A 26,442-nucleotide genomic window follows, 5' to 3' on the forward strand; every position below is an offset into this window, starting at 1 on the left:
GCGGACGGCGCGGATCAGGCGTCGGCGACGGCCTCGCGGACGGCGGTGGCGATGCGCTCCTGCCGCGGGCGGACGGCGGCGCGGTCCACGACGAGCTCGACGACCCGCAGGCCCCGCGGCGGCGCGGCGATCGCGGCGGCGGCCTGCGCGCGGGTGGCCGGGCGGGAGTGCGGGACGCCGAACGCCGCGCACAGGGCGGCCAGCTCGACCCCGTGCGGGGTCGCCACGACCCGCTCGAACGTCGGGCGCTCCACGACGGCGGCGTGCTCGAGCGTCTCGAAGATCCCTCCCCCGTCGTCGTTGACCACGACGACGGTCAGGTCCGGCCGGGGCTCACCGGGCACCGGCAGCAGCGCGTTGGCGTCGTGCAGGAAGGCCAGGTCGCCGACGAGCAGGCGCGTCGGGCCGGCCGCCAGGGCGACCCCCTCGGCCGTGGCCAGCGTCCCGTCGATGCCGGCCAGCCCGCGGTTGGAGACCGTGCGCACGCCGTGCGGCCGGCCGGCCAGGTCGACGTCGCGCACCGCGTTGCTCGCCGCCACGACGAGGGTGCAACCGTCGGCCCCGCAGACGTCGACGACCTCGCGCGCCGCCCACGGCCCCGACAGCCCGCCCTCCTGGTCCAGCACCGCGTCGACGGTGTCGGCGGCGATCTTGGCGGCCCGGTCCCAGCGCGCGGCGAACTCCTGCTCCCCCGGCTGAGCCGGCCCCTCCACGGTCGCGGCCGGCACCACCCACGCCGCCCGGAACCCCGCGTCCGGCCACGTCCCGGCCGGGCTGACGACGACGAGCTCGACGTCGTCGCGGGCCAGCAGCCGGGTGACGGGCCGGGACAGCGTCGGGTGCCCGAAGAGCACGACGCGTTCGACCGCGCCGAGCGGCCCCTGTGCGTCGTGCGCGTCCAGCAGCAGGCGGTAGGGGCCGACGGCGCGTTCCCCACCGCGGGCCCCCGAACTCGGTTCGGCCAGCAGCGGCCAGCCCGCCGACTCGGCCAGCTCACGGGCCGCCAGGCCCGTCGCCGGGTCCGGCGCGTCCCCGGCCAGCACCAGGGTCCGCGGCCCGCGCGGCAGCGGAACCGCCTGCAGCGCAGGAACTCCGACGACCTCGGTCAGGCCCCTGACGTCCTCGGGAAGGGTTCCGGGCGAGGGGGTCAGCGGATCGGCGAAGCCGACGTCGAGGTGGACCGGACCGGGCCCGTCGCCGCGCAGGCCGCGGGCGGCGGCCACGGCCCGGGACACCACCGAGCGCCACGCCGGGGCCTGCCGGTCCGGGTCGACGGGGGCCGGCAGGTCGGCGCTGTAGCGGACCGAGGGCAGGAACATCCGCGCCTGGGCGTCGGCGGTCTGGCTGGCGCCGGAGCCGCGCAGCTCGTGCGGGCGGTCGGCCGACAGCACCACGAGCGGGACGCCCGCGTGGTGGGCCTCCAGGACCGCGGGGTGCAGGTTGGCCACCGCGGTGCCGCTGGTGGTGACGACGGCGACGAGTTCACCCGCCCGGGCCAGCCCCAGCGCCAGGAACCCGGCGCTGCGCTCGTCGATGCGCACGTGCAGGGTGAGCCGGCCCTCGTCGGCGGCGCGGGCGGCCGCGTAGGCCAGCGGCGCGCTGCGCGAGCCGGGGCTGAGCACGAGGTGTCGCAGGCCGAGCCGGACCAGGGCGTCGACGAGGACCGTCGCGAGGGCGGTCGAGGAGTTCACCCCTCCATGGTGCGCCCGCGCGGCTGTGGCAACCTGCCACGGGTGACCGGAACGACACCGTCGATGGACGAGATCCTCGCCTCCTTCACCTCGGGCACGCTCATCGAGCGCATGGGCATCGAGTTCACCGAGATGAGCCCGCAGCGGGTCGTCGGGACGATGCCGGTCGAGGGCAACACCCAGGTCGCGGGGTTCCTGCACGGCGGGGCCAGCTGCGTGCTGGCCGAGACGCTGGGGTCCGTCGGCGCCTTCCTGCACGTGTGGCCCGGCGGGCTCGCGCTGGGCACCGACATCAACGCCACCCACCACCGGTCGGTGCGCTCCGGGATCGTCACCGGCGTCGCAACGGCCATCTCGCTGGGCCGGACCCTGACCAGCCACGAGGTCGTCATCTCCGACGAGGAGGGCCGGCGGCTGTGCACGGCCCGGATCACGAACTACGTCAGGGCCGCGGAGCCCCCCGCGCGTGCCTGATCACCGCAGTGCTCGATCACGGGGGATCCTGCCCAGCCCGCGGTGATCAAGCACTGCGGTGATCAAGCACTGCGTGAGCGGCGGCGAGGCGTTCGCGCCACCACGCCTGCCGGTCCGCGGGCGCGCGGTGGCGCTCCAGCAGGTCCGGGTCGGGGCTCACCGGCCCGACGGGCAGCGACCCGTCGACGGGCAGCAGCGGGTCGGCGACCACGTCGGCGGCCAGCAGGGCGGCGGTACCCAGGCCGCAGGCGTGCGGCAGCTCCGGCAGCGCGGCCGCGAGCGCCGTGCCGGCCGCGATGCCGACGCTGGTGTCCAGGGCCGAGGAGACGACGACGGGCAGGCCGCACTCCCGGGCCACCTCCAGCGCGCGGCGCACCCCCGACAGCGGCGCGACCTTGACGACGACGACGTCGGCGGCCTCGAGCCCGGCCACGCGCAGCGGGTCCTCGGCCTTGCGCACGCTCTCGTCGGCGGCCAGCGCGACGGGGGTCCCCGCGGCGGCGAGCCGGCGGCGCAGGTCGGCCATCTCCTCCAGCGTCGCGCAGGGCTGCTCGGCGTACTCGAGGTCGAACTCGCCGAGGGCGGTCAGCGCCCGCTGCGCCTGCTCCAGGGTCCAGCCGGCGTTGGCGTCCACGCGCACCCTCCCGTCGCGGCCCAGCGCCTCCCGGACGGCGCGGACCCGCGCGACGTCCTGCGCCAGCCGGGTGGCGAACTCCGCGCCCGGTTCGGCGACCTTCACCTTGGCGGTGCGGCAGCCGGGGAAGGCGGCCAGGACGGCGGGGACGTCGTCGGCGGCGACGGCGGGAACGGTGGCGTTGACCTCGACGCGGTCGCGGACGGGAGCGGGGAACCCCTGCCAGGCCGCCTCGATCCCGGCGGCCAGCCAGCGGGCCGACTCGGCGGGGCCGTACTCCAGGAAGGGGGCGAACTCGCCCCAGCCGGCCGGGCCGTCGAGCAGCAGCGCCTCGCGTTCGAGGATCCCGCGGAACCGGCGGCGCAGCGGCAGGCGGACGACGTGGGCGGCCTGCAGCAGTTCGGGAAGCGGTGGCAGCACGACCTCAGCATCCCCCGGCCCGGCCGCTGACCTACGCTCGGGAAGGTGTCGGCCCTTCCCGGTGTGAGCGAGACCTTCGACCCCTCGGCGTGGGCGGAGGTGCCGGGCTTCGAGGACCTGCAGGACATCACCTACCACCGCAGCGTCGTCGAGGGCCCGGGACGCGGAACGGTCCGCATCGCCTTCGACCGCCCGGAGGTGCGCAACGCCTTCCGGCCCGCGACGGTCGACGAGCTGGCCCGGGCCCTGGACCACGCCCGCCGCACGCCCGACGTCGGTTGCGTCCTGCTGACGGGGAACGGCCCGAGCCCGAAGGACGGCGGCTGGGCGTTCTGCTCCGGCGGTGACCAGCGCATCCGCGGCCGCTCGGGCTACCAGTACGCGCAGGGCGAGACGGCCGACACGGTGGACGCGGCGCGGGTGAAGGCCGAGGGGGGCCGGTTGCACGTGCTGGAGGTGCAGCGGCTCATCCGGTTCATGCCGAAGGTCGTCATCGCCGTGGTGCCGGGCTGGGCGGCCGGCGGCGGGCACTCGCTGCACGTGGTGGCCGACCTGACGCTGGCCAGCGCCGAGCACGCCCGGTTCAAGCAGACCGACGCCGACGTCGGCTCCTTCGACGCCGGCTACGGCTCGGCGTACCTGGCCCGGCAGGTGGGGCAGAAGTTCGCGCGGGAGATCTTCTTCCTGGGCCGGCCCTACACGGCGCAGCAGGCCCACGAGATGGGCATGGTCAACGCCGTCGTCCCGCACGCCGAGCTGGAGGCCACGGCACTGCAGTGGGCCGCGGAGGTCAACGGCAAGTCCCCCACGGCCCAGCGGATGCTGAAGTTCGCGTTCAACGCCGTCGACGACGGGATGGTGGGCCAGCAGGTGTTCGCCGGGGAGGCGACGCGGCTGGCGTACATGACCGACGAGGCCGTGGAGGGCCGGGACGCGTTCCTGGGCAAGCGGGAGCCGGACTGGTCCCCGTTCCCCTGGTACTTCTGAGTCGGCCCGCCCGGGCGGACCTCAGGCGCTCAGCTGGGGCGCGGTCGGGGCGGCCAGGACGTCCTCGACCTCGCCGATGGTCAACGGCCGGCAGTACAGGTGCCCCTGCGCCAGCTGGCAGCCCATCTCCCGCAGGATCTCGGCCTGCTCGACGTGCTCGACGCCCTCGGCGACGATCGTCAGCCCCAGCGCCTGGCCCATCTTGACCATGCCCTCGACCAGCGCCCGCGCGGTCGGCTCGGTCGCGATGTCCCGGACGAAGCTGCGGTCGATCTTGAACGAGGAGAACGGCCGGTGCCGCAGGTAGCCCAGCGAGGAGAACCCGGTGCCGAAGTCGTCGATGGTCAGCTGCGCGCCGGTCTCGGCCAGTTCGCGCAACCGGTCGACGGTGTCGTCGTCGATCATGACCGACTCGGTCATCTCCAGGTGCAGCCGGCAGCCGCTGCCCCCCGTCTGCCGGACCGCGGCCGCGACCCGGGCGGTGAAGTCGGGGTGGCGCAGCTGCACCGGGGAGACGTTGACCATGAGGTCGAGCCGGCGGCCGGCCGACCGCCGGATGAGCGGGGCGTCGCGGGCCACCTGGCGCAGCACCGAGTCGCCGATGCCGACGACGGTCCCGGAGCGCTCGGCCAGGCCGATGAACTCGTCGGGCCCGACGAGGGGTTCGACCGCTCCCCCGCGGTCGCGGCGCCAGCGGACCAGGGCCTCGAGCCCGACGATCTGGGTCCGGGAGTCGGTGCTGTGCAGGTCCACGATCGGCTGGTAGTGCACGACGAACGCCTCGGCCGGCGCCTGCTGCAGGTCCTCGATCACCTGCAGGCGGGCGATCTCCTCCTCCAGCAGCTCGGGACGGAACTCCACCCAGCGGTTCTTGCCCGTCGCCTTGGCCCGGTACATCGCGGTGTCGGCGTTGCGCAGCAGCGTGCCGACGTCGTCGCCGGGACGGGCCCGGGACAGGCCGATGCTGCCCTGCACGCGCAGGACGTGCCCACGCATGCGCACCTCCACGCGCAGCGCGGCCAGCACCCGCCGGCACAGGCCCTCCACGTCCAGGCAGTCCGGCAGCAGCACCGCGAACTCGTCACCGCCCAGGCGGGCGACGGTGCTGCCGCCGCGCAGCGTGTCGCGCAGGCGGGAACCGACCAGCCGCAGCAGCTCGTCGCCGGCGTCGTGGCCGAACCGGTCGTTGACCCCCTTGAACCCGTCGAGGTCGAGGTAGAGCACGACCAGCCGGTCCAGCCGGTCGGTCTCGCGGGCCCGGTCGAGCTCCCGGGCGAGGCGCTCGGCGAACTGCAGGCGGTTCGGCAGGCCGGTGACGACGTCGCGGCGGGCCAGGCCGTGCATCTCCTCGCTGGCGCTGACCCGGAAGAACGCGGCCTCACCGACGCTGGCCAGCGCCTCCAGCGCCTTCTCGTCCGAGGCCCGCTGCGCGGGGTCGCGCCGCTTGGGCGCGGTGACGTACAGCACCACGCCGTCGCCGGCCACGACCGGGACCCCGATCTCGTCCTCGGCCGGGCCGACCGAACGGACCATCGCCGCGGGGGTCCCGGCGACCATCCGGGCGTGCTTCTGCAGGGCGCGGGCCAGGTCGGCGCGCCGTCCCTGGGTGTGCAGCGCGGTCGCGGCCTCGAACAGCGCCTCGGTGCGGCGCGCGACGTCGCGGGTCTCGCGCATGGCGCGGGTCGCGACCATGGTCACGACCATCGGGATGACCAGCAGCAGCGCCGCCCACTGGGCGAGCCGGGCCTCGACGAGCCCGCCGAGGTAGCCCAGGCCGCCGACGGCGACGCTCGTGCCCATGGCCAGCCAGGCCCCGGTGTGCAGCAGCTCCTGGCGGATCGAGGTCCGTTCCTGCACGGCGACCGAGACGGCGGAGACGGCGACGTCGACGACGAAGACCGCGACGACCGCCGCGGCGACGGCGAAGACCTCGGCCACCGTCATGGCCAGGCCGATGGTCCGCCACGTGCCCCCGTACTCGCCGGGGGTGCCCAGGCCCTGCAGGACCGCCAGGGCGACGGGCAGGAACAGCACGCCGATGCTCGCGTTGTAGACGCGGCTGACCCAGCTCTTGCGCTGCAGCAGGTTCGTCGGGACCACGCAGACGCACCAGGCCAGCGCCGCGGTGGCCGGGCGGGCGAAGGAGAGCAGGAAGACCAGGACGCCGATGTCGAACTGGACCTCGATGCCGGCGTGCTTGGTGTTGATCTGGAAGGGGAACCGGGTCAGCAGCTGCATGAGCGGGAACCCGATGACCAGGCACCACACCAGCTCACGCCAGTGCACCCCGTCGGCCGACCCCGTGGAGGACGGCCCCGCGAAGGCCAGTCCCGCGAAGGCCAGGGCGGCCAGCACGGTGGTCACCGCAGCGGCCAGGGTCACCACCCCGTCGAACACCACGCTGGCCAGGGGTCGGCGCTCGCGGACACCGCCGCTCATCCGCATCTCCCCCTGACGTCGACGGATCGAGCCACATCCTGACACTCCGAGACCGCCCGGTCACGCTCCATTCACGGTCAGCGAACTGCTAGCACCCGATCGGAGCAAGTTGAAAGCCTCTCACCTGCGCAAATCCACCGAGCGTTCGTCAGGACTACGCATAGTGATGTCCGGCGTCTCCCGGCGGCGGGCCTACCCTGCGCCGGTGCGACCCCTGCTCCCCCTGCCCGTCCCCGCCGGACCGGAGGTCCTCCGGCTGCTGCCGACGCTGGCCCGCGCGCTGGCCGGCGACCTGCCCCACGCGCTGCTGCCGCACGCGGCCGGGCAGGCGCCCGCGAGCGCGCTGGACCCCGGCGGGCCGCTGGCCGCGGGCGAGGACAGCGCGGACGACCCGACCGCCGTCGTCGTCTCGACGTCCGGTTCCACCGGCACGCCCAAGGGGGCGCTGCTGCCGGCGGGCGCGTTGCGGGCCTCGGCCGCGGCCACGGCGCGACGACTGGCACCCGGGCCCGGGGCCCAGCAGTGGGTGCTGGCCCTGCCCGCCCACCACGTCGCGGGCCTGCAGGTGCTGCTGCGCTCGGTCCGCGCCGGGACCGAGCCGGTCGTGCTGGCCTCCGGCGGCTTCACGGCCGGGGCCTTCGTGGCGGCGACGGCGGCCTGCACGGGCGCGCAGCTGCTGACCTCGCTCGTCCCGACCCAGCTGGTCCGGCTGCTCGAGCACGAGGAGGCCACCGCCGCCCTGCGCCGGTACGCCGCCGTCCTCGTCGGCTCGGCCGCGACCCCCGCACCGCTGCTGGCCCGGGCCCGGGAGGCCGGTGTGCCGGTGGTCACGACGTACGGCTCCTCGGAGACCTGCGGGGGCTGCGTGTACGACGGCGTCCCGCTCGACGGGGTCGTGCCGGCGCTGCAGGACGGCCGGCTGACGCTGGCCGGGCCCGTCGTGGCGCGCGGCTACCGCGGGCTGCCCGATCACCCCGCCTTCGCCGGTGGGCGCTTCACCACCGACGACACCGCCGTCCTGGCCGACGGCCGGGTGCGGATCCTGGGCCGCGTCGACGACCTCATCACCACCGGCGGGCTCAAGGTCGCGCCGGCGCTCGTGGAGGACGCCCTGACCGGGACGCCGGGGATCGCCGAGGTCGTCGTCGTCGGCGTCCCCGACCCCGAGTGGGGTCAGCGGGTCGTCGCCTGCGTGGTGCCCGGGCCGGTCCCCCCGTCCCTGGCGGAGGTGCGCGACCGCGTCAGCCACGCCGTGGCCCGGCACGCCGCGCCCCGCCAGCTGCTGCTGCTCGACGAGCTCCCGCTGCGCGGTCCGGGCAAACCCGACCGCGCCGCGCTGCGCGCCCGCGCCGCCGCGGACCCCGGGTCCTGATCCGCTGCAGGTGCAGGACTTCGCGGTGGGGAATCCGCCCCGTCGGTGCGATCCTGGGGCATGCGCACGATCCTGCCGACCCTGCTCCTCCTGGCGTTCACCGTGTACTGCCTGGTGAGCATCGTGCAGGCACCCGAGGGGGCCCTGCGGAGCCTGCCGCGGTGGGCGTGGCTGCTGCTGGTGCTGTTCTTCCCGCTCGCCGGCGGACTGGCCTACCTCATCGCCGGCCGGCCCGTCGGGCTGCCGACCCAGCCCCGCCCGGGACCGCGCGGGCCGGACGACGACGAGGAGTTCCTGCGTGGGCTGTGACGGAGGTGGTGACCCCGTGCAACCGGTCCACAGGAGCGGTTGGCACGATGGACGCTCGTGTCCGACCCTGAGCTCCCCCTGCCCTCCCACCCCGTGACGCACCGCCGCGCCACGTTCGCGCAGTGGGTCTCGGCCGCCCGCCCGCGCACGCTGCCCGCCGCGATCACCCCCGTGCTCGTCGGCACGGGAGCGGCCGCCGCGATCGACGGCGTCGCCTGGGTCCCCGCGGTGCTGGCCCTGGTGGTCTCCCTCGCCCTGCAGATCGGCGTGAACTACGCCAACGACTACTCCGACGGCATCCGCGGCACCGACGACGACCGGGTGGGCCCCTTCCGCCTCGTCGGCTCCGGAGCCGCCGAACCCCGTCACGTGCGCGACGCCGCCTTCGCCTGCTTCGCCGTGGCCGGCCTCGCCGGGCTCGCGGTCGTCGCGATCTCGGGGTCCTGGTGGCTGCTGCTGGTCGGCGCGGCCAGCGTCGCCGCGGCCTGGTACTACACCGGCGGCAAGCGCCCCTACGGCTACTCGGGTCTCGGCGAGGTCTTCGTCTTCGTGTTCTTCGGCCTCGTCGCCGTCACGGGCACCACCTACGTGCAGGCCGGCCGCATCGACGGCACGGCCGTCGCGGGCGCCTTCTGCGTCGGGTTCCTGGCCTGCGCGATCCTCGTCGCGAACAACCTGCGTGACGTCCCGACCGACACGCAGGCCGGCAAGCGCACCCTGGCCGTCCGGCTCGGGGACCCGCGCACCCGCACGCTGTACGCGGCCCTGGTCGTCGGCGCGTTCGTCGCCGCGCTGGCCACCGCGCCGTGGCACCCGTGGGCGTTGCTGGTGCTGCCGGCCGGGGTGCTGGCGCAACGGCCGCTGCGCACCGTCCTGGGTGGGGCGACCGGCCGCGACCTGATCGGTGTGCTCAAGGACACCGGGCAGCTGGAGCTGCTGGCCGGGGCGCTGCTGGCGCTCGGGCTGGCGCTCTGAGCGACCTCGCGGGACAGTGCCTCCCGTGACGGGTGAGGCGAGGGGTGAGATCGACGTGGTCGCCGACGGTGCGCACCGCTACCGGGCGGTCCTGACGAGCGGGACGGGCCGCTCCTCCGAGCACGTCGTGGTCAGCGACTCGGCGCTGCTGGAGCGGGTGCAGGCGACCGAGGCCGAGGAGCCGGTCCTGGTGCGGCGGGTGCTGGAGGTCCTGCTGGAGGCGGCCGAGAACTCCGCCGGTGACGTGCCGCCGGTCATCGACCTCGACCAGCTCGACCGCGAGCGCCCCGAGCTGCTGCCGAGCGTGCCGCTGCGCTGACCCGCCGGTCCACGCCCGGTCCTCGGCGGCGGCCTCGGCGGAGGCAGGAACGGCGACGTCGCCGTCCCCCCGGAGTGCTTGATCACCGAGGGGTTGCTCGCCGCGCTCCTTCCGTGATCAAGCACTTCGGTGATCAAGCACTCCGCGGCGCGGAGCCTGCCGCTGCGCCGAGCGGGGGTGGGACCGGAGCGCTCAGTCCTCGGCGGCGTTGTCCTCGTCCAGGCCGCGGGCGAAGCGCGACTTCCTCGCCGTGCCCTGCTGCTGCGCCGCGACGCGGGCCTCGACGCGCTGCTGCAGCGCCAGCGCCATCGCCTCGCGCTGCTTGCGCAGCAGCAGGAGGGACAGCAGCACCGAGACCACGGCGGCGATGAGCAGCGCCAGCCAGGTCCTGGCGCCCAGCGCGGCGGCCAGGACCAGGCAGACGACGAAGATGCCCAGCCGCATCGCGGTGTACCGCAGCGTCACGCCCACGGCTCAGACCCCCGCGTAGGAGTGCAGGCCGGGGAAGAAGATGTTCACCACGAGGTAGTTGAACAGCATGCACGCGAAGCCGAGGACGGACAGCCAGGCCGCGCGCCGGCCGTCCCAGCCGCGGGTGGCGCGGGCGTGCAGGTAGGCGGCGTAGACGACCCAGATGACGAACGTCCACACCTCCTTGGAGTCCCAGTTCCAGTAGCGGTTCCAGGCCACCTGCGCCCAGACCGCACCGGCGATGAGCGTGAACGTCCACATGACGAACGCGACGGCGTTGAGCCGGAACGCGGTCCGCTCCAGCTCCACCGACCCCGGCAGCGCGTCCATGAAGACCCCGCCGGGGTTGTGGCCGGCGGCCTTGACCCGGTCGCGCTTCTCCTGGACCAGCTGCAGCACCGTGGCGGAGAAGCCGAGGGTCGACAGCGCGGTGGCCAGGATCGCGACGAACACGTGGATGATCAGCCAGTAGCTGTCCAGCGCCGGGACCAGCTGGGCGGCCTCGACGTAGAAGCTGCGCAGCGCGATGCCCAGCGTGGCCAGGATCGGGCCGGCGACGAAGACCCCCAGGTACCGGGCGTCGCGCCCGCCCCCCAGGCCGGCGCGGTGCGCGCGCAGCGCGGCCACCAGGTAGCCGACGGCCACGACGAGGCTGCCGGTGAGGGCGAACTCGAACATGTTGCCCCACGGCACGCGGTGCACCGACAGACCGCGGGTGACCACCGAGCCCAGGTGCAGCAGGGTGGCCAGGACGAACAGCGACGTGCCGACCGCGGCCGCGCGACGGCGCCGCGCGGTGAGGGGCTTCTCGAGGGTGGTCGTGGCGCTCCCACCCGCTGCGGCCTGACGGCGGCGCTCCTCGCGCGTCCTGATCTCCTTGCCGCCCTCGGCGAGGTCGCCGGCGTAGGAGATGAAGGAGAACAGGTAGGCGGTCATCCCGCCGTACAGCAGGACGTTGCTGATGCTGGCGAGGTTCTCGTCGACGGTCACGGTCTCTCCTCGGGCGCGTGCACTGGCTGCTCATGGTCCCCCACCGGGGGGTGTGGTGGCGAACCGTCCGGCTGGTCCGCCGGTTCCTCCGGCTCGCCGAGGGCCTCCCGCAGGCGGCGCAGGACGCCCTCGACCTCCTCGGCCAGCCCCGCGTCGTTGCCGCGGGCCAGGCCGCCGACCTCCACGCCGGTCCCGGTGCCCCGCGCCGCGGCCTTGACCCAGACCCGCCGGCGGGGCAGGAACAGGGACAGGACCAGGCCGGAGGTGGCCAGCAGGGAGAAGACGAGCGCGGCGCTCTGCCCCGGGGTGTAGCGGACGTCGAAGCTGGCGAAGCGCTCCACGCCGACGAACTCGACCGAGCCGAGCCCGTCGGGCAGCTGCACCGTCTGGCCGGGGGTCATGGCCAGCGCGACCGGCTGCCCGTCGTCGCCCAGGACCTGGGTCATGTCCGTGGTGTCCAGCGTGTAGACGTTCTGCGCCTGCCCGTCGCCCAGGCCCAGGTCACCGGTCCAGACGTTGGCGACCAGCAGCGGGTTGGCCACGTCCGGGAACGCGGAGACGGGGGTGCCGTCGGCGCCGGTCGTGGCCGTCGGCAGGAAGACGCCGCGGATGCCCAGCTGCACGGCCTCGCCGTCCGCGTCGACCGCGTCGGGCACCTTCACGACCCCCGTGGAGTCGTAGTTGGCCGTCTGCGGCAGGAAGGCCGTCGGGCCGTCCTGCACGACGTTGCCCTGCCCGTCGCGCACCACGATCACCGGTGCGTAGCCGTTGCCGGACAGCGAGATCTGGGTGTGCCCCACCTTGGCGGGGTGGTTGACCCGGATCGTCTCCTCGCGCGAGTCCTCCCCCGGTTCGTCGGTGAGGGTCACGTCGGCCGCGAACCGGCGCGGCTCGCCGATCTGGGAGGTCTGCTGGGCCTCGAAGGAGACGTCCATCGAGTTCAGCGTCAGCGTGAAGGGCGGCACGTCGTCGGCCGTCGTCCAGGTTCCGCCGGTGAAGCTGTCGAACGTCGTGCCGACCATGGTGCCGCCGACGGTGACCAGCCGCTGACCGGAGTAGGAGAACAGCGAACTGGAGGCGATGGCGAGGAGCAGCCCCACCAGCGAGACGTGGAACAGCAGGTTCCCGCTCTCGCGGTGGTGGCCCTTCTCGGCCGCGACCGACCCCTCGCGCCGTGCGACGCGGAAGCGCCGCCTGGCCAGCACCGTGCGCGCGGCGTCGAGGACCTCCTCCGGGGTCGAGGTCAGCGTGGCGCTGCGGTGCTCGGGCAGCCTGTCCAGCCGGGACGGGGTGCGCGGCGGCGTGGACCGCAGCGACCGCCAGTGCACCGAGACCCGCGGCAGCACGCACCCGATGAGGGAGATGAACAGCAGCAGGTAGATCGCGGAGAACCAGACCGAGGAGTACACGTGGAACCCCTGCAGCCGTTCCACCCACGGGTAGGCGGTCGGGTGGTCCAGCTCCCACTGGGCCACGCCCGCCGGGTCGTTGTTCTCCTGCGGGAACGTCGAGCCCGGCACGGCGGCGACGGCCAGCAGCATGAGCAGGAACAGCGCCGTGCGCATGCTGGTCAGCTGCCGCCAGCAGTACCGCAGGAACTCACCCGGCTTCAGCTCCGAGGCGAGCTCGCGCTCCTTGCGCTTCCTCGGCCGCGGGGCCTCGCTGTCGCGGTACTCGTCGCGCAGGTCGTCGAGGTGGGTCTCGTCGGTCCTGGCCATTCAGATCACCCTGCTCAATGCCACCATGCTCGATCCACCGGCTCAGATCGCCGGGACGAAGTCGTTGACGAGGTGGACCTGCATCCAGGTCACCAGGTGCTGGAACTGGCCGGTGACCAGCAGCACACCGATGACCAGCAGCAGCACCGCCCCGAAGCGGTCCAGGGCCACCCGGTGACGCCGCAGCGCCCCCAGGACCCGCATGCCGCGGCCGTAGGCGACCGCGACGACGATGAAGGGGACGCCCAGCCCCAGGCAGTAGGCCAGTCCCAGGCCGGTGGCCCGGTCCCCGCTGCCGGTCGTGAAGGCCATCGCCGCGATCGCGGCGAAGATCGGGCCGATGCACGGGGTCCAGCCGATGCCGAACAACGCCCCCAGCACGGGCGCACCGATCAGGCCGGCCCGGGGCCGCCAGCGGATCTTCAGCTCGCGCTGGGCCCACAACGGGGAGAACAGCAGCAGCAGCCCGCCGAGCACGACGACGACGCCCAGGACGCGCTGCAGCTCGTCCTGGTAGGTCAGCAGGAAGTCCCCGGCCGAGCCCGCGACGAAGCTGATGAGCACGAAGACGACCGAGAAGCCGAGCACGAACAGCAGCGACCCGAGGAACATCCGGCCGCGGCGCTGCCGCTCCAGGTCTCCCCCGCTCAGCCCGGTCACGTAGGCGAGGAACCCCGGGACCAGCGGCAGCACGCACGGGGACAGGAACGAGACCAGCCCGGCCAGCGCGGCCAGCGGGACCGCCAGCAGCAGCGGACCGGTCTGAACGTACTCGGGGAGGTTCACGCGGGCGCCTTCGCAGGGGCCGGGTCGGCGCCGGCGTCGTCGAGCATCCCCGACAGGGTCGAGGGCTCCACGATCCCCGAGGCGCGGGCGGCCACCCGGCCCTCGGTGTCCAGCACGAAGGTGGTCGGCGTCGCCTGCGGGGAGTAGGTGCGCAGCGCCAGCATCGCCGCCCCGGAGTCCGCGTCGAGGATCGAGGGGTAGGTGATGCCGAACGTGCGGTGGAAACCCTCGGCGATGGCCGCCGTGTCGTAGGTGTTGATCCCCAGGAACTGCACGTTCCGGCTCGAGTACTCCTGCCACACGGCCTGCAGGTCGGGCGCCTCGGTGCGGCACGGCGCGCACCCGGCGAACCACGTGTTCAGCACGACGAGCCTGCCGCGGTACTGCGACAGGTCGATCGCCGTCCCGTCCAGGGCGGTCCCGCTGAACTCCAGCGGCTCGCGACGCTCCTCGGGCTTCCACTGCACGACGGTGTTGTCACCCTCGATGTAGTTCTGCCCCTGCGCGGCGGGCAGCCCGTCGCCGCCGGAGCACCCGGCGACGACCAGCCCCGACAGCCCCGACAGCGCCGCGACCCCGAACGCCCTGCGCGACAACGTCATACCGCGCCCGCCACCGGGTCGGCGCCGATGAGCAGGTCCCCGGCCGGCTCCGAGTAGGCGACCGAGACGAGCGTGCGGCCGGAGAACTCCAGCGACGTCACCGAGGCCAGGGCGCACTGCCGCCGGCGCGGATCGTGCACCAGCGGGCGGCGCTCGGCGCGCAGCCGGGTCACCCACACCGGCAGCTGGTGGCTGACCAGCACCGACTCCCGCCCCGGGAAGGCGTCGCGCACGTCGCGGACCACCGCGGTCATCCGGGAGACCTGCTGCTCGTACGGCTCGCCCCAGCTGGGCTGGAACGGGTTCCACAACCGCGGCCACACCCGCGGGTCGCGGATCGAACCCGACCCCTGCGTGACCCGGTGCCCCTCGAAGCTGTTCCCGGCCTCGATGAGGCGGGCGTCGGTGCCGAGCGGCAGGTCGTGCGTGCGGGCGACCGGGGTCGCGGTCTCCTGGGCGCGCTGCAGCGGCGAGGCCGTCACCGAGGCGATGTCGTGGTCGGCGAAGAACGTGCCGAGCCGCTCGGCCATGGCCTGACCGCGCTCGGACAGCCGGAACCCGGGCAGCCGGCCGTACAGGACGCGCTCGGGGTTCCAGACCTCGCCGTGCCGGACCAGGTGGACCGTCGTCCTCGCACCGCTCACAGCGACCCCGCCCCTTCGGCCGCGGCACGGGCCGCGGCCGGCAACGCCTCGAGGACCCGCCCGATCGCGGCCTCGTCGTGGCTGGCCGACAGGAACCACGCCTCGAACGCGCTCGGCGGCAGGTGCACGCCCGCCTCCAGCATCGAGTGGAAGAACGCCCGGAACGCCCCGAGGTCCTGCTGCCGCGCCTCGTCGTAGTCGGTGACCGCGTCGCGCTCGGTGAAGAAGATGCTGAACATCGACCCGGCGGTGTTCACCACGTGCGGGACGCCCGCGGCGGCCAGCGCGGCGCTCGCCGCCTCGCGCACCGTCGTGGCGCCGGCCTCGACCGCGGCGTACACCTCGGGGGTGCAGCCGCGCAGCGTGGCCAGCCCCGCGGCCGTCGCCACCGGGTTCCCGGACAGCGTGCCGGCCTGGTAGACCGGGCCGGCCGGGGCCAGGTGGGCCATGACGTCGGCCCGGCCGCCGAAGGCCGCGGCCGGGAAGCCGCCGCCCATGACCTTGCCGAAGGTCAGCAGGTCGGGGGCGTGCTCCAGGCCCAGCCCCTCGTGGCCGTACCAGCCGGCCGCGCTGACGCGGAAGCCCGTCATCACCTCGTCGGAGACCAGCAGGGCCCCGTGCTCACGGGTCAGCCGGCGCAGCAGCGCGGTGAAGCCCGGCTGCGGCGCCACGACGCCCATGTTCCCGGCGGCGGCCTCGGTGATGACGCAGGCGATCCGGTCGCCGTGCGCGCGGAACACCTCCGCCAGCGCCTCGGGGTCGTTGTAGGGGATGACGACCGTGTCGGCCGCGGCGGTCCCGGTCACGCCCGGGGTGTCCGGCAGCGCGAACGTCGCCAGCCCCGACCCGGCCGAGGCCAGCAGCGCGTCGACGTGCCCGTGGTAGTGCCCGGCGAACTTCACGACGACCGGACGGCCGGTGAAGCCGCGGGCCAGCCGGATCGCGCTCATGGTCGCCTCGGTGCCCGAGCTGACCAGCCGGACCTGCTCGACCGGCTCGACGCGCGCGACGATCTCCTCGGCCAGCAGCACCTCGCGCTCGGTCGGCGTCCCGAAGGAGAAGCCGTCCAGCGCGGCGGCCTGCACCGCCGCCAGCACGTCCGGGTGGGCGTGCCCGAGGATCATCGGCCCCCAGGAGCACAGCAGGTCGACGTACTCGCGTCCGTCGGCGTCGGTCAGGTACGGCCCGCTGGCCGAGGCGATGAAGCGGGGGGTGCCGCCCACGGCGCGGAAGGCCCGCACGGGTGAGTTCACCCCGCCGGGGATCACCGCGCTCGCGCGCTCGAACAGCGCGGCGGAGGCGGGAGCGGGAGGGGTCGTCGGGGCAGGCGTCGACGCGGTCACGTGCCCCATCCTCGCAAGCTCCGGGGGGTGCGGTCGCCCCAGGGGCGTCTACGACCGCGTGTCGGAGGTCGGTCGTGACGGACCTCACGTCCCGGCCCAGGCCTGTTCGACAGCCGCCGCCGAGCAGCCGGTCAGGTCCACCACAGGTACCAGCCCTGCCGGCCCGTGCGCCGGCACTCGTGGGGCTTGACCACCTGCGGCCTCGACTCGGCGTCGGCCAGCCCGAACGAGGCCTGCACCGACGCCCAGAAGGCGCCGCACTCGCAACCGGTCGCGGCGCACGGCTCGTCGGACTCGACCAGCAGGAACTCGTCGAGCTCGGGGTGGTCGTAGACGACGATGCCCTCGGCCGTCAGCCGCTCGTCGTCCCGGCACGGCGGGACGAGGTACCCGTGGACCTCGACCTCGGCCGGGTGCCCGACGGCCGCCACGAGCACCGCGCCCAGGGAGGGAGCGGCGTTCTGCCGGTCGGCCAGCTCCGGACCGGTGAGCACCGACAGCAACCGGGCGGCCGTCGTCCAGGGCAGGTCGCGGAAGCGGGCGACGTCGCCCTGGCTGCGCGGGCGGCTCAGCACGAACGGCTCGACGAGGTCGAGGTAGTCCGCCGTGCGGCTCGGGGAGCCGGCGGCGAGACGGTCCCAGCACTGCCGCAACGTCTCGCGGGTGCCGCAGGGAGCGGAGGGGTCGCAGGGCCGCGGGGGTGCCGGGGTGCGGGTCTGGATCGTCATGCCGTCGAGGGTGCGACGGGCACGCCGGTCGCGGGACGGGCCGGGAGGGCGCTGTGGACGGCGAGCCCCGCCGCGAGGGCTGTGGAGACCGCGGCGTCACCGGCCCCACCCGTCCCCGGCCCCGGCCGGGTCAGCTCCAGGACGGCGCGTCCGCCAGCGGCTGGTTGAAGCGCAGCTGGTTGCCGGAGGGGTCGCGCGCCCCGAAGTCGCGCACGCCGTACTGCTGGTCCACCGGCTCGGACGTGATCTCGACACCCGCGGCCGACAGCTTGTCGTGCAGCGCGTCGACGTCGTCGGTGGTGAAGATCAGCCGGGACAGCAGCCCCTTGGCCAGCAGGTCGCCCGCGACCTCGCGGTCGGCGGGCGAGGCGTCGGGCCAGGACTGCGGCGTCTCCAGGACGACGTGGACCTCGGGCTGGTCGGGCGGGGTCACCGTGACCCACCGCATGCCCTCGTAGGAGACGTCCTGGGTCACCGCGAAGCCGAGCGTGTCGCGGTAGAACTTCAGCGCCGCGTCGTGGTCGTGGACGGTCAGGAGAACCTGGGAGACGGTCAGCATGGGAACGACGCTAGGGCGGGTCAGGCCCGCGGGGCTTCTCCGATCCTGCTCGTCGCGCGAAGACGACTCGGGCGTGCCATCCGCGCGAGCACGCAGCTGGGGATGGCCGCGGCCGCGGAGTGGTCGCGGGCGCGGTAGGCGCTGGGGGTCTCCCCCACCAGCCGGGTGAACCGGGCGCTGAAGGACCCCAGCGACGAGCAGCCGACGGCGAAGCAGGCCTGCGTGACCGACACGTCACCGCGCCGCAGCAGCGCCTTGGCCCGCTCGATGCGGCGGGTCATGAGGTAGTCGTAGGGCGTCTCGCCGAAGGCGGTCTTGAAGCTGCGGGAGAAGTGCCCCGGCGACATCAGCGCCTGGTGGGCGAGCACGGCCACGTCCAGCGGCTGCGCGTGGTCCCGGTCGATCCGGTCGCGGACCCGCCGCAACCGCACGAGGTCCTCCCTCGACAGTGGCACTCCTCGAGTGTGGCCCCGGTCGTCCCCCGTCCGCCACCTCCGCAGCCACCGGTCGTCAGCCACCGGCAACGCACAGGTCACCTGGACTCACCAGGGTTGCACCGTGACCTCCTCGCAACCCTCCCGCCGCCTACTGCTCGGCGCCGGCCTCGGTCTCAGCACCGTCGCCGCCACCGCCGGCACCTCCGCCTCGGCCACCGCCTCGGCCACCGCCTCACGGCGCTCCGACCGGCTGCGGTTCGCCGCCGACGGCACGTTCCGGATCGTGCAGTTCAACGACACCCAGGACAACCACCGCACCGACGTGCGCACCGTCGAACTCGTCGAGCGCACGCTCGAGGCGGAGAACCCGGGGTTCGTCGTCGTCAACGGGGACGTCGTGAACGGCGACATGACCACGGAGCAGGAGGTGAAGCAGGCCTACCACAACGTCGTGCTGCCGATGGAGGAACGCGGCATCCCCTGGGCCATCACGTTCGGCAACCACGACGAGGACTCCGCCGAGGTCACCGGCATGACCGAGCCGCGCATCCGCGAGTTCCTGCGCGGGTACCGCTGGTACGTCGGCGCGACCGCCGACGGTGTGAGCGGCGACTCCAACCAGGTGCTGCGGATCCGTTCGTGCTCCTCGCGGGACACCGCGTTCGCGGTGTGGCTGCTGGACTCGGGCCGGTACTCCCCCGAGACGGTGGCCGGCCAGGCCGTCGAGGAGTACACCTACGAGACCATCCACTCCGACCAGGTCGACTGGTACCGGCGGACCTCCCTGGAACTGCAGGGCCGTTCGGCCGAGCCCGTGCCCGGCCTGATGTTCTTCCACATCCCGCTGTGGGAGTTCCGGCACATGTGGTTCGGATCGCCCACCGGGTCGACCGAGGCCGAGCACGAGGCGGCCGTCGCCAAGCACGGCATCGTCGGCGAGCGCAACGAGCGGGAGTACACCGCGCAGTTCAACCCCGGTCTGTTCCACACCGCCCTCGAACGCGGCGACGTCAAGGGCATGTTCTGCGGCCACGACCACGTCAACGACTACGTGGGGAACTACTTCGGCATCCAGCTCGGCTACGGACCCGGCACCGGGTTCGGGACGTACGGCCTCGAGGGCGAGGAGGTGCACCGGATGCGTGGCGCGCGGGTGTTCGAGCTGGACGAGAACCACGGGGGCGTCTTCAAGGCCACCCGGACGGTGTTCGCCTCCGACTTCGGCATCGACCTGTCCCCTGCACCGCAGCCGCTGGAGAACCCCACCCCCGTCGGCCGCTGACGCCGTGTTCCGGTGGCGGTCACCCGCCACCGGAACCCCGCGTCACCGCGACAGCGCGAACACCGTCGTCGTGCGGTACTCCTGCCCGGGCCGCAGCACCGTGGACGGGAACTGCGGCTGGTTCGGGGAGTCGGGGAAGTGCTGGGTCTCCAGCGCCACACCGTCGCCCTGGCGGTAGGTCCCGCCACCGGTGCCCACGAGCGTCGCGTCGAGGAAGTTGCCCGAGTAGAACTGCAACCCGGGTTCCGTCGTCGAGATCCGCACGGTGCGGCCGCTGCGGCGGTCGTGCAGGATGGCGGCCTCCTCGAGCTCGTCGTCGGTCTCCCGGTCCAGCACCCAGTTGTGGTCGTACCCCTGCCCGAACAGGATCTGCTCGTAGGGCTGGCGGATCCGCTCCTCGATCCTCGTCGCGGAGCGGAAGTCCATCGGGGTGCCCGCCACGGGCGCGATCTCCCCGGTGGGGATGAGCGTCTCGTCGACGGGGGTGAACCCGCTGGCGTGGATGGTCAACTCCTGGTCCAGGGCGTTGCCGGTCCCCTCCCCGGCCAGGTTCCAGTAGCTGTGGTTGGTGAGGTTCACCACGGTTGCGGCGTCGGTCGTGGCGAAGTAGTCCAGGCGCAGCCGCCCCCACCGGTCGAGGGTGTAGGTGACCTCGACGTGCAGGTTCCCCGGGTACCCCTGGTCCCCGTCGGGGCTGTCGAGCACGAGCTTCAGCCCCACCTCCTCGCCGCCCGTGACCGGTGCGGCCGACCACACCCTCCGGTCGAAGGAGTCGGTGCCGCCGTGCAGGCTGTTGGGGTCGTTGTTGATGGGCAGCTGGTGCTCGACGCCGTCGAGGGTGAACCGGCCCTCGGCGATGCGGTTGCCGTACCGGCCGATGAGCGCACCGAAGTACGGACCGGGGTTGTTGTGCTCGACGTAGCCCTCGAGGTCGGCGAAACCGAGCACGACGTTCTGCACCCGGCCGCGGCGGTCGGGGAACTCCAGGCTCTGCAGGATCCCGCCGTAGGTGAGGATCCGGGCGGTGACCTCACCGTTGGTCAGCGTCCAGCGCTCGACGTCGGTGCCGTCCTCGAGGGTTCCCCAGGCCTCGGTGGCCAGCCCGGGGCCGGCCGGGTGCGCTGCCGCAGGTGCGGCGGCGGCACCGACGAGGGCGGCGGCTCCCGTGGCGGCGAGCACGACGGTCCTGCGTGAGGGGTTGAGGGTCATCCGTGGCTCCTCCTGAGCTCCATCGCTCCGTGATGCCCCTGTGACTGGCGGGGCTCGTGAGGACCGTAGGCCCGGGTGGCGGAACCGTCAACGGCGCCTGCTCACGCGGGAGGTCGTCGGCCGTTCAGCCCAGCCACTCCCGCGCGGCCTCGAGCGCCCAGTAGCTCAGCACGATCTGCGCACCACCCCGGCGCAGCGCCAGCAGCGACTCCAGCGCCACCCGCTCGCGGTCCACCGCGCCGGCCTGCGCGGCGAACTCGACCATCGCGTACTCACCGGAGACCTGGTAGCTGGCCACGGGGACGTCGGCCACGTCGGCGACCGCGCGCAGCACGTCCAGGTACGGCAGACCGGGTTTGACCATGACCATGTCCGCGCCCTCGTCGAGGTCGAGGCGGACCTCGCGCAGCGCCTCGGCGACGTTGGCGGCCGGGTCCTGCTGGTAGGTGCGGCGGTCGCCCTTGAGCTGGGAGTTCACGGCCTCGCGGAACGGGCCGTAGAAACCACTGGCGTACTTCACGGCGTAGGCGAACAGCGAGACGTCCTCGAAACCGCCCGAGTCCAGCGCCTCGCGCAGGAACGCGATCTGCCCGTCCATCATCCCGCTGGGCCCCAGCACGTGCGCCCCGGCGGTGGACTGGGCCAGCGCCATCGACGCGTACCGGTCCAGGGTGGCGTCGTTGTCGACGCGACCCTGCGCGTCCAGCACGCCGCAGTGGCCGTGGTCGGTGAACTCGTCCAGGCACAGGTCGGCCATGACGACGATGTCGTCGCCCACGGCGTCGCGCACGTCCTTCAGCGCGACGTTGAGGATGCCGTCGGGGTCGTCGGCGCCGGAGCCCACGGCGTCCAGCTCCTCGGGCACCCCGAACAGCATGATCCCGCCGAGCCCGGCCGCCACGGCCTCCTTCGCCGTCCGGACCAGCGAGGACCGGGTGTGCTGCACGACACCCGGCAGCGTCCGGACGGGCTGCGGTTCGGTGATGCCCTCACGGACGAACACCGGCAGCACGAGGTCCCCCGGGCGCAGGTGCACGTCCGTCACCAGCCGGCGCATGGCCGGGGTGGACCGCAGACGACGCGGGCGGATCGGCAACTGCACCACGGGGAACTCCTTCGACTTCAGCGCGCCCGACGGCGCGCGGACGACTTCTTCTGGCTGGGCCGCAGGACCGGCTCGCCCGCCTCGGCGGCGGCGAGCCGCATCCCCTGCCCGAACGCCGCCAGCGCCTCGACGAGGGCGTCGGCGCTGGGCTCGGCGGCCAGGACGTCGACCCGCAGGCCGTGCTCCTCGGCCGTCTTGGCGGTCGCCGGCCCGATGCAGGCAACAACGGTCGAGGGGTGCGGCTTCCCGGCGATCCCGACGAGGTTGCGCACCGTCGAGCTGGAGGTGAACACGACCGCGTCGAAGGCCCCGGTCTTGATGGCGTCGCGCACCGGCGCGGCCGGCGGCGCAGCGCGCACCGTGCGGTAGGCGGTGACGTCGTCGACCTCCCAGCCGTACTCCTGCAGACCCGCGACCAGCGTGTCGGTCGCGATGTCGGCGCGCGGCAGGAACACCCGGTTGATCGGGTCCAGCACGTCGTCGTAGGGCGGCCAGGCCTCCAGCAGACCCGAGGCCGACTGCTCGCCCGAAGGCACCAGGTCCGGCTCGATCCCCCACTCGCGCAACGCTTCCGCGGTCACACCACCGACGGCGGCGACCTTCAGGCCGGAGAACGCGCGGGCGTCGAGACCGTACTCGGTGAACTTCTCCCGCACGGCCCGGACGGCGTTGACGGAGGTGAACCCGATCCACTCGTAGCGGCCGGTCACCAGGCCCTTGACGGCCTTCTCCATCTGCTGCGGCGTGCGCGGCGGCTCCACCGAGATGGTCGGCACGACCTCGGCCGTGGCGCCGTGGTCGGACAGCTTGCCGGTGATGCCGCCGGCCTGCTCCTTGGTGCGCGGCACCAGGACGCGCCAGCCGAACAACGGCTTGGTCTCGTACCAGGAGTTCTGCTCGCGCAACGCGACGACGTCACCGATGACGGCCGTCGTCGGCGACCCGTCGAGGGCCGTGGCGATCGGCTCCAGCTCACCCAGGGTCGTCGTGGTCGTCGACTGGGTCGTCGTGGTGCCGTGCGAGGTCAGCGCGACGTGCGTCGCGGCCGACCGGCCCGCGCCGAGCAGCCCGCGCGCGGCGGCGGCGATGTCGTCACCGGTGCCGAGCACCACGACCGTGGCGTCGGAGTCGGCGTGCCGGGACCAGTCCAGCGACCGCCCCGCGGGGTGCACGACGTTGACGCTGGAGGTGCTCGGGGTCGTCATCGGCACCCCGGCGTAGGCCGGGACGGCGTTGACGGCCGAGACACCCGGCACCACGTCGAAGGAGACGCCGGCCTTGCGGCAGGCCGCGACCTCGTCCACCAGGCCGGTGAACGTCGACGGGTCGCCGTCCATGAGCCGCACGACGCGGCCGCCGGCCTTGGCGGCCTTCACGACGAGCTTGGCGCGCGCGGCGCGGGTCAGGGGCTGCCCGTCGTCGCCGAACCCGGCGTCGACGACCTCGACCCCGGAGCGGCCGAAGCGGGCCACCAGGTCCTCGCGGCTGCCCTGGTCCAGCACCACGACGTCGGCGGTGGCCAGCAGGTCCACGGCGCGGACCGTCAGCAGCCCCGGGTCGCCCGGGCCGGCGCCGACGAAGGAGACGTGACCGAGCGCCTTGTCGCCCTTGGTGGCCTTGTCGGAGCCCTTGGCCGGCTTGGCGCCGGACTTGCCGGTCACCTTCTTGGACCTGGACTGCGCGGGCACCTCGTCGCGCTCCTTCGCGTCGACCACCTCGGGCGCCTCGGTCAGGATGCTCACCTCAGGAGCGTCCGTGACCAGGTCGACCGTTCGCTCGGCCGGCACCTCGACCGGCTGGGCGACCAGGGGGCTGTTCGTCATCGTGCTCACGAGCCACTCTCCGGATCGGGACGTGGACCGTCGCCGGGACGGTCCTGGGGGTGGTTCTCCGGGGCGACCTTCGCACCGCCGTCGGCGGTGTTCCACAGTGCGTCCCGCAGTTCGTTGCGCAGCAGGTCGTGGGCGACACCGGCTCCGAGGGACCGCGCGGCGTCCTCGTCCGGGACGCCGGCGAACGCCGCCGTGCGCCGGACCAGCGCACCCGCGCCGTCCTGGACCGCCACGTGCAGCGTCGAGGCGTCGGCGTAGGCGCCGACGGGTGCCGAGCAACCCGATTCCAGGGTGGCCAGCAGCTGCCGCTCGGCCGCCACGGCCCGGCGCACCGCCGGGACGTCGAGCACGGCCAGCGCGGCGACCACCTCGGCGTCGTCGGCCCGGCACTCCACGGCCAGGGCGCCCTGCCCGGGGGCGGGCACGAAGGTGTCCGGTGCGAACAGCTCGCTGATCTCGGCCGACCGCCCGATCCGCGCCAGGCCCGCCGCGGCCAGCACGACGGCGTCGAGCTCACCGGAGGTCACGAAGCCGATGCGGGTGTCGACGTTGCCGCGGATCGCGACGACGTCGAGGTCGGGTCGCAGGGCCTTCAGCAGGGCCTGCCGCCGCGGGGAACCGGTGCCGACGCGGGCACCGGCGGGCAGCTCGGCCACCGTCCGGCCCCCCGAGGCCACCAGCGCGTCGCGCGGGTCCTCGCGTTCGGGCACCACCATCGCCAGGCCCGGCGCCGCGGCCGTCGGCAGGTCCTTGAGCGAGTGCACGGCGAGGTCCACCTCGCCGCCGAGCAGCGCGTCGCGCAGGGCCGAGACGAAGACGCCGGTGCCGCCGATCTGCGCCAGCGGCGCGCGGTTCACGTCGCCGTGCGTGGTGACCTCGACCAGCTCGACCTCGGAACCGGCCCGGCGCAGGGCGTCGGCGACCCAGGAGCTCTGGGTGGTGGCCAGGGCGCTGCGGCGGGTGCCGAGCCGGAGGACGCGGGTCTGCGGTGCGGGAGTCACGACACGCGTCCCACGGCGTCGGCGACCGTTCCCGACAGCGGCGCGTCCCCGGGCAGCGTCACCGCGCCGGACGTGCCGACCTCGAGGTCGAACAGGGCCCGCAGCGCGGCGGCGTACCCGACGCCGCCGGGGGCCTCGGCCAGCTCCTTCACCCGCACCGTCGGGGTGTGCAGCAGCTTCTCCACGATCCGGTGGACCGTGCGGTCGACCTCGGAGCGGGTGGACTCGTCCAGGTCGACGCGGCTGGCCAGCCGGCGCATCTCGGCCTCGACCACGTGCCGGGCCTGCGCCCGCAACGCCACGACGGTGGGGGCCACGTCGGCGGCCCGCAGCGACGCGGCGTGCGCGGCCACCTCCTCGGCCACGATGGTCCGCACCGAGCGCAGGTCGTCGGCCACGGCCGAGTTCGCCAGGTCCCTGCCCAGCCCCTCCAGGTCCACCAGGTGCGCGCCGGGCAGGGTCGCCACGTCCGGGTCGACGTCGCGCGGCAGGGCCAGGTCGGCCAGGAACAGCGGCCGTTCGGGACGGTCCAGCAGGGCCGAGGCGACGATCGCGACGTCCAGGACGTGCCCGACGGCGCCCGTGCAGCTGACCACGAGGTCGGCCGCGGCCACCTCGGCGCGCAGGTCGTCCAGGGCCACGGCGCGGCCGCCGACGGCGCTCGCCAGCCGCTGCGCCCGGTCCGGGGTGCGGTTGGCGACGATGACGTCCAGCCCCGCGCGGGCCAGCGTCGTGGCGACCAGCGCGCTCATCGCCCCGGCCCCCACGACGAGGGCGCGCCTGCCGGCCAGCTCGCCGACGACCGGGGTGGCGCGGGCCATCGCGGCGTCGACCAGGGAGGCCCCGGCGGCGTCCAGGCCCGTCTCGGAGTGGGCGCGCTTGCCCACGCGCAAGGCGTTCTGCAGCAACCGGTCCAGCGTTCCGCCGGCCAGGCCGCGTTCGTGCAGACCGCGCAGGGCGCCGCGCAGCTGGCCGATGATCTGGCTCTCGCCCACGGCCATCGAGTCCAGCCCGCAGGCGACGCGGAACAGGTGCTCGACGCCGGCGTCCTCGTAGTGCACGTAGAGCTGCTCGCCGAGCTCGTCCGCGCCCAGGCCGATGCGCCGGCACAGCGCGTCACCGACGTCGGCGACCCCGCCGTGGAAGCGCGACACGTCGCAGTAGAGCTCGACGCGGTTGCAGGTGGAGAGCACGAACGCCTCGTCGACGTGCGGCGACGCCGTCAGCTGCTCGACGACCTCCTCGGCCGCGGCGGCGTCGAAGCTCGCACGCTCCAGGACTCCCAGCGAGGCCGTCCGGTGGGACAGGCCCACGACCATGAGCGCCACTCAGACCACCTCCCCGATGCGGGGGCGCGGGGGCGTCACGAGGGACTCCAGCGGGGTCTGCAGCGGGCGGTCGGTGGGGGCGGTCGCCGGGCTGGTCGCACGGACGGCCCGCCGCTGGGCGTGGAAGGCGAGGATCTGGAGCTCCGAGGCGAGGTCGACCTTGCGCACGTCCACGTCGGCGGGGACGCGCAGCACGGTGGGGGCGAAGTTCAGGACGCTGGTGACACCGGCGGCGACGAGCCGGTCGCAGACGGCCTGGGCGTGCTCGGCCGGGACGGCCAGCACGCCGATGGTGGGTTGGCCGGGGCGGACCACGGCGGGCAGGTCGGCCAGCGGGCGCACCCGCATGCCGTTGACGACCTCGCCGACGACGTGGGGTCCGTCGTCGAACAGCCCGACGACGCTGAAACCGCGGGAGGCGAACCCGCTGTAACCGGCCAGCGCGTGCCCGAGGTTGCCGATGCCGACGATGACGACGTTCCACGGGACCGTCTGGCCGAGGTGGTCGGCGATCTGCCGGCGCAGCTGGGCGACGTCGTAGCCGACACCGCGGGTGCCGTAGCTGCCCAGGTGGGACAGGTCCTTGCGCAGCTTGGCCGAGCCGACGCCGACGGCCTCGGCCAGGGCCTCGGAGGACACGGTGCGCAGACCGGCCTCGGCCAGCGCGGTGAGCGCACGCAGGTACTGCGGCAGTCGCGCCACGGTCGCTTCGGGGACGTCGACCGTCCCCACCTCGTCCTCGTCCACAGCGGTCAGACCGGCATCCTCGTACGCGTTGCTCCCGGCT

26 protein-coding genes are annotated in these 26,442 nt (G+C 74.2%); 7 read left to right on the forward strand and 19 right to left on the reverse strand.

Annotated elements, in window-relative coordinates; translation table 11 throughout:
* Positions 1 to 14: 14 nt before the first annotated feature.
* Entirely contained in the window at positions 15 to 1,691 is a 1,677-nt protein-coding gene (gene menD, locus ACRYR2_RS12130) for a 2-succinyl-5-enolpyruvyl-6-hydroxy-3-cyclohexene-1-carboxylic-acid synthase (protein WP_432563120.1), read from the reverse strand.
* A 63-nt stretch (positions 1,692 to 1,754) separates the two neighbouring features.
* Between menD and ACRYR2_RS12135 the strand changes: the two genes are divergently transcribed.
* Entirely contained in the window at positions 1,755 to 2,165 is a 411-nt protein-coding gene (locus ACRYR2_RS12135) for a hotdog fold thioesterase (protein WP_432563188.1), read from the forward strand.
* A 46-nt stretch (positions 2,166 to 2,211) separates the two neighbouring features.
* Here ACRYR2_RS12135 and ACRYR2_RS12140 read toward each other — a convergent pair whose 3' ends face one another.
* Positions 2,212 to 3,219, reverse strand: a complete 1,008-nt coding sequence (locus ACRYR2_RS12140; RefSeq protein ID WP_432563121.1) for an o-succinylbenzoate synthase — start codon at positions 3,217 to 3,219, stop codon at positions 2,212 to 2,214.
* Between the two features lie 45 nt (positions 3,220 to 3,264).
* Between ACRYR2_RS12140 and ACRYR2_RS12145 the strand changes: the two genes are divergently transcribed.
* Entirely contained in the window at positions 3,265 to 4,206 is a 942-nt protein-coding gene (locus ACRYR2_RS12145) for a 1,4-dihydroxy-2-naphthoyl-CoA synthase (protein WP_432563122.1), read from the forward strand.
* Positions 4,207 to 4,227: 21 nt separating this feature from the next.
* Here ACRYR2_RS12145 and ACRYR2_RS12150 read toward each other — a convergent pair whose 3' ends face one another.
* Positions 4,228 to 6,645, reverse strand: a complete 2,418-nt coding sequence (locus ACRYR2_RS12150; RefSeq protein WP_432563123.1) for a putative bifunctional diguanylate cyclase/phosphodiesterase — start codon at positions 6,643 to 6,645, stop codon at positions 4,228 to 4,230.
* A gap of 166 nt (positions 6,646 to 6,811) precedes the next feature.
* Here ACRYR2_RS12150 and menE point away from each other — a divergent pair, with 166 nt between their 5' ends.
* Genes menE through ACRYR2_RS12170 form a run of 4 tightly spaced genes read left to right on the forward strand, consistent with a single transcriptional unit; the run spans position 6,812 to position 9,620 of the window.
* Positions 6,812 to 8,017 (forward strand): o-succinylbenzoate--CoA ligase, encoded by a 1,206-nt coding sequence (gene menE / locus ACRYR2_RS12155; protein WP_432563124.1) that lies wholly within the window; start codon positions 6,812 to 6,814, stop codon positions 8,015 to 8,017.
* A gap of 60 nt (positions 8,018 to 8,077) precedes the next feature.
* Positions 8,078 to 8,326, forward strand: coding sequence for a PLD nuclease N-terminal domain-containing protein (locus tag ACRYR2_RS12160; protein ID WP_432563125.1), 249 nt, complete (start codon positions 8,078 to 8,080; stop codon positions 8,324 to 8,326).
* Positions 8,327 to 8,383: 57 nt separating this feature from the next.
* Positions 8,384 to 9,301 (forward strand): 1,4-dihydroxy-2-naphthoate polyprenyltransferase, encoded by a 918-nt coding sequence (locus ACRYR2_RS12165; RefSeq protein ID WP_432563126.1) that lies wholly within the window; start codon positions 8,384 to 8,386, stop codon positions 9,299 to 9,301.
* Between the two features lie 25 nt (positions 9,302 to 9,326).
* Entirely contained in the window at positions 9,327 to 9,620 is a 294-nt protein-coding gene (locus ACRYR2_RS12170; protein WP_432563127.1) for a hypothetical protein, read from the forward strand.
* 192 nt (positions 9,621 to 9,812) lie between these two features.
* Here ACRYR2_RS12170 and ACRYR2_RS12175 read toward each other — a convergent pair whose 3' ends face one another.
* The 10 genes from ACRYR2_RS12175 to ACRYR2_RS12220 form a co-directional block, all read right to left on the reverse strand.
* Complete coding sequence (locus ACRYR2_RS12175; RefSeq protein ID WP_432563128.1) at positions 9,813 to 10,091, reverse strand: DUF4229 domain-containing protein; 279 nt, start codon at positions 10,089 to 10,091, stop codon at positions 9,813 to 9,815.
* Positions 10,092 to 10,094: 3 nt separating this feature from the next.
* Positions 10,095 to 11,081, reverse strand: coding sequence for a c-type cytochrome biogenesis protein CcsB (ccsB, locus tag ACRYR2_RS12180; protein ID WP_432563129.1), 987 nt, complete (start codon positions 11,079 to 11,081; stop codon positions 10,095 to 10,097).
* Positions 11,078 to 12,799 carry a cytochrome c biogenesis protein ResB gene (resB, locus tag ACRYR2_RS12185; RefSeq protein WP_432563130.1) on the reverse strand — a complete coding sequence of 574 codons (1,722 nt, stop codon included), beginning with the start codon at positions 12,797 to 12,799 and terminating at the stop codon, positions 11,078 to 11,080. Before resB ends, ccsB begins: the two co-directional genes overlap by 4 nt.
* 42 nt (positions 12,800 to 12,841) lie before the next feature.
* Positions 12,842 to 13,585, reverse strand: a complete 744-nt coding sequence (locus ACRYR2_RS12190; protein ID WP_432563131.1) for a cytochrome c biogenesis CcdA family protein — start codon at positions 13,583 to 13,585, stop codon at positions 12,842 to 12,844.
* Positions 13,582 to 14,187: a TlpA family protein disulfide reductase gene (locus tag ACRYR2_RS12195; RefSeq protein ID WP_432563132.1), complete on the reverse strand. Its 606-nt coding sequence runs from the start codon at positions 14,185 to 14,187 to the stop codon at positions 13,582 to 13,584. Before ACRYR2_RS12195 ends, ACRYR2_RS12190 begins: the two co-directional genes overlap by 4 nt.
* Complete coding sequence (locus tag ACRYR2_RS12200) at positions 14,184 to 14,831, reverse strand: histidine phosphatase family protein (RefSeq protein ID WP_432563133.1); 648 nt, start codon at positions 14,829 to 14,831, stop codon at positions 14,184 to 14,186. Before ACRYR2_RS12200 ends, ACRYR2_RS12195 begins: the two co-directional genes overlap by 4 nt.
* Positions 14,828 to 16,174, reverse strand: a complete 1,347-nt coding sequence (hemL, locus tag ACRYR2_RS12205; protein ID WP_432563134.1) for a glutamate-1-semialdehyde 2,1-aminomutase — start codon at positions 16,172 to 16,174, stop codon at positions 14,828 to 14,830. The genes ACRYR2_RS12200 and hemL overlap by 4 nt, the downstream gene beginning before the upstream one ends.
* 131 nt (positions 16,175 to 16,305) lie before the next feature.
* On the reverse strand, positions 16,306 to 16,902 hold the full coding sequence (locus ACRYR2_RS12210) for a hypothetical protein (protein WP_432563135.1): 597 nt from the start codon (positions 16,900 to 16,902) through the stop codon (positions 16,306 to 16,308).
* Positions 16,903 to 17,032: 130 nt separating this feature from the next.
* Positions 17,033 to 17,461: a VOC family protein gene (locus ACRYR2_RS12215; protein WP_432563136.1), complete on the reverse strand. Its 429-nt coding sequence runs from the start codon at positions 17,459 to 17,461 to the stop codon at positions 17,033 to 17,035.
* A gap of 20 nt (positions 17,462 to 17,481) precedes the next feature.
* Positions 17,482 to 17,910 carry a helix-turn-helix transcriptional regulator gene (locus tag ACRYR2_RS12220; RefSeq protein ID WP_432563189.1) on the reverse strand — a complete coding sequence of 143 codons (429 nt, stop codon included), beginning with the start codon at positions 17,908 to 17,910 and terminating at the stop codon, positions 17,482 to 17,484.
* Positions 17,911 to 18,019: 109 nt separating this feature from the next.
* On the opposite strand from ACRYR2_RS12220, the gene ACRYR2_RS12225 reads away from it, so the two are divergent.
* Positions 18,020 to 19,180: a metallophosphoesterase family protein gene (locus ACRYR2_RS12225; RefSeq protein WP_432563137.1), complete on the forward strand. Its 1,161-nt coding sequence runs from the start codon at positions 18,020 to 18,022 to the stop codon at positions 19,178 to 19,180.
* 42 nt (positions 19,181 to 19,222) lie between these two features.
* Here ACRYR2_RS12225 and ACRYR2_RS12230 read toward each other — a convergent pair whose 3' ends face one another.
* From ACRYR2_RS12230 to ACRYR2_RS12255, 6 genes are all read right to left on the reverse strand, one after another.
* Positions 19,223 to 20,389, reverse strand: coding sequence for an aldose epimerase family protein (locus tag ACRYR2_RS12230; protein WP_432563138.1), 1,167 nt, complete (start codon positions 20,387 to 20,389; stop codon positions 19,223 to 19,225).
* 124 nt (positions 20,390 to 20,513) lie between these two features.
* On the reverse strand, positions 20,514 to 21,494 hold the full coding sequence (hemB, locus tag ACRYR2_RS12235) for a porphobilinogen synthase (RefSeq protein ID WP_432563139.1): 981 nt from the start codon (positions 21,492 to 21,494) through the stop codon (positions 20,514 to 20,516).
* Between the two features lie 17 nt (positions 21,495 to 21,511).
* Positions 21,512 to 23,317, reverse strand: coding sequence for a bifunctional uroporphyrinogen-III C-methyltransferase/uroporphyrinogen-III synthase (locus tag ACRYR2_RS12240; protein WP_432563190.1), 1,806 nt, complete (start codon positions 23,315 to 23,317; stop codon positions 21,512 to 21,514).
* Between the two features lie 5 nt (positions 23,318 to 23,322).
* On the reverse strand, positions 23,323 to 24,327 hold the full coding sequence (hemC, locus tag ACRYR2_RS12245) for a hydroxymethylbilane synthase (protein ID WP_432563140.1): 1,005 nt from the start codon (positions 24,325 to 24,327) through the stop codon (positions 23,323 to 23,325).
* Entirely contained in the window at positions 24,324 to 25,655 is a 1,332-nt protein-coding gene (locus ACRYR2_RS12250; protein ID WP_432563141.1) for a glutamyl-tRNA reductase, read from the reverse strand. The genes hemC and ACRYR2_RS12250 overlap by 4 nt, the downstream gene beginning before the upstream one ends.
* The gene (locus ACRYR2_RS12255; protein ID WP_432563142.1) at positions 25,656 to 26,402 is read right to left on the reverse strand and encodes a redox-sensing transcriptional repressor Rex; all 747 of its coding nucleotides are present in this window, start codon (positions 26,400 to 26,402) and stop codon (positions 25,656 to 25,658) included.
* Positions 26,403 to 26,442 lie beyond the last annotated feature (40 nt).

The organism is Kineococcus deserti, assembly GCF_050871945.1.
GTDB lineage: Bacteria > Actinomycetota > Actinomycetes > Actinomycetales > Kineococcaceae > Kineococcus.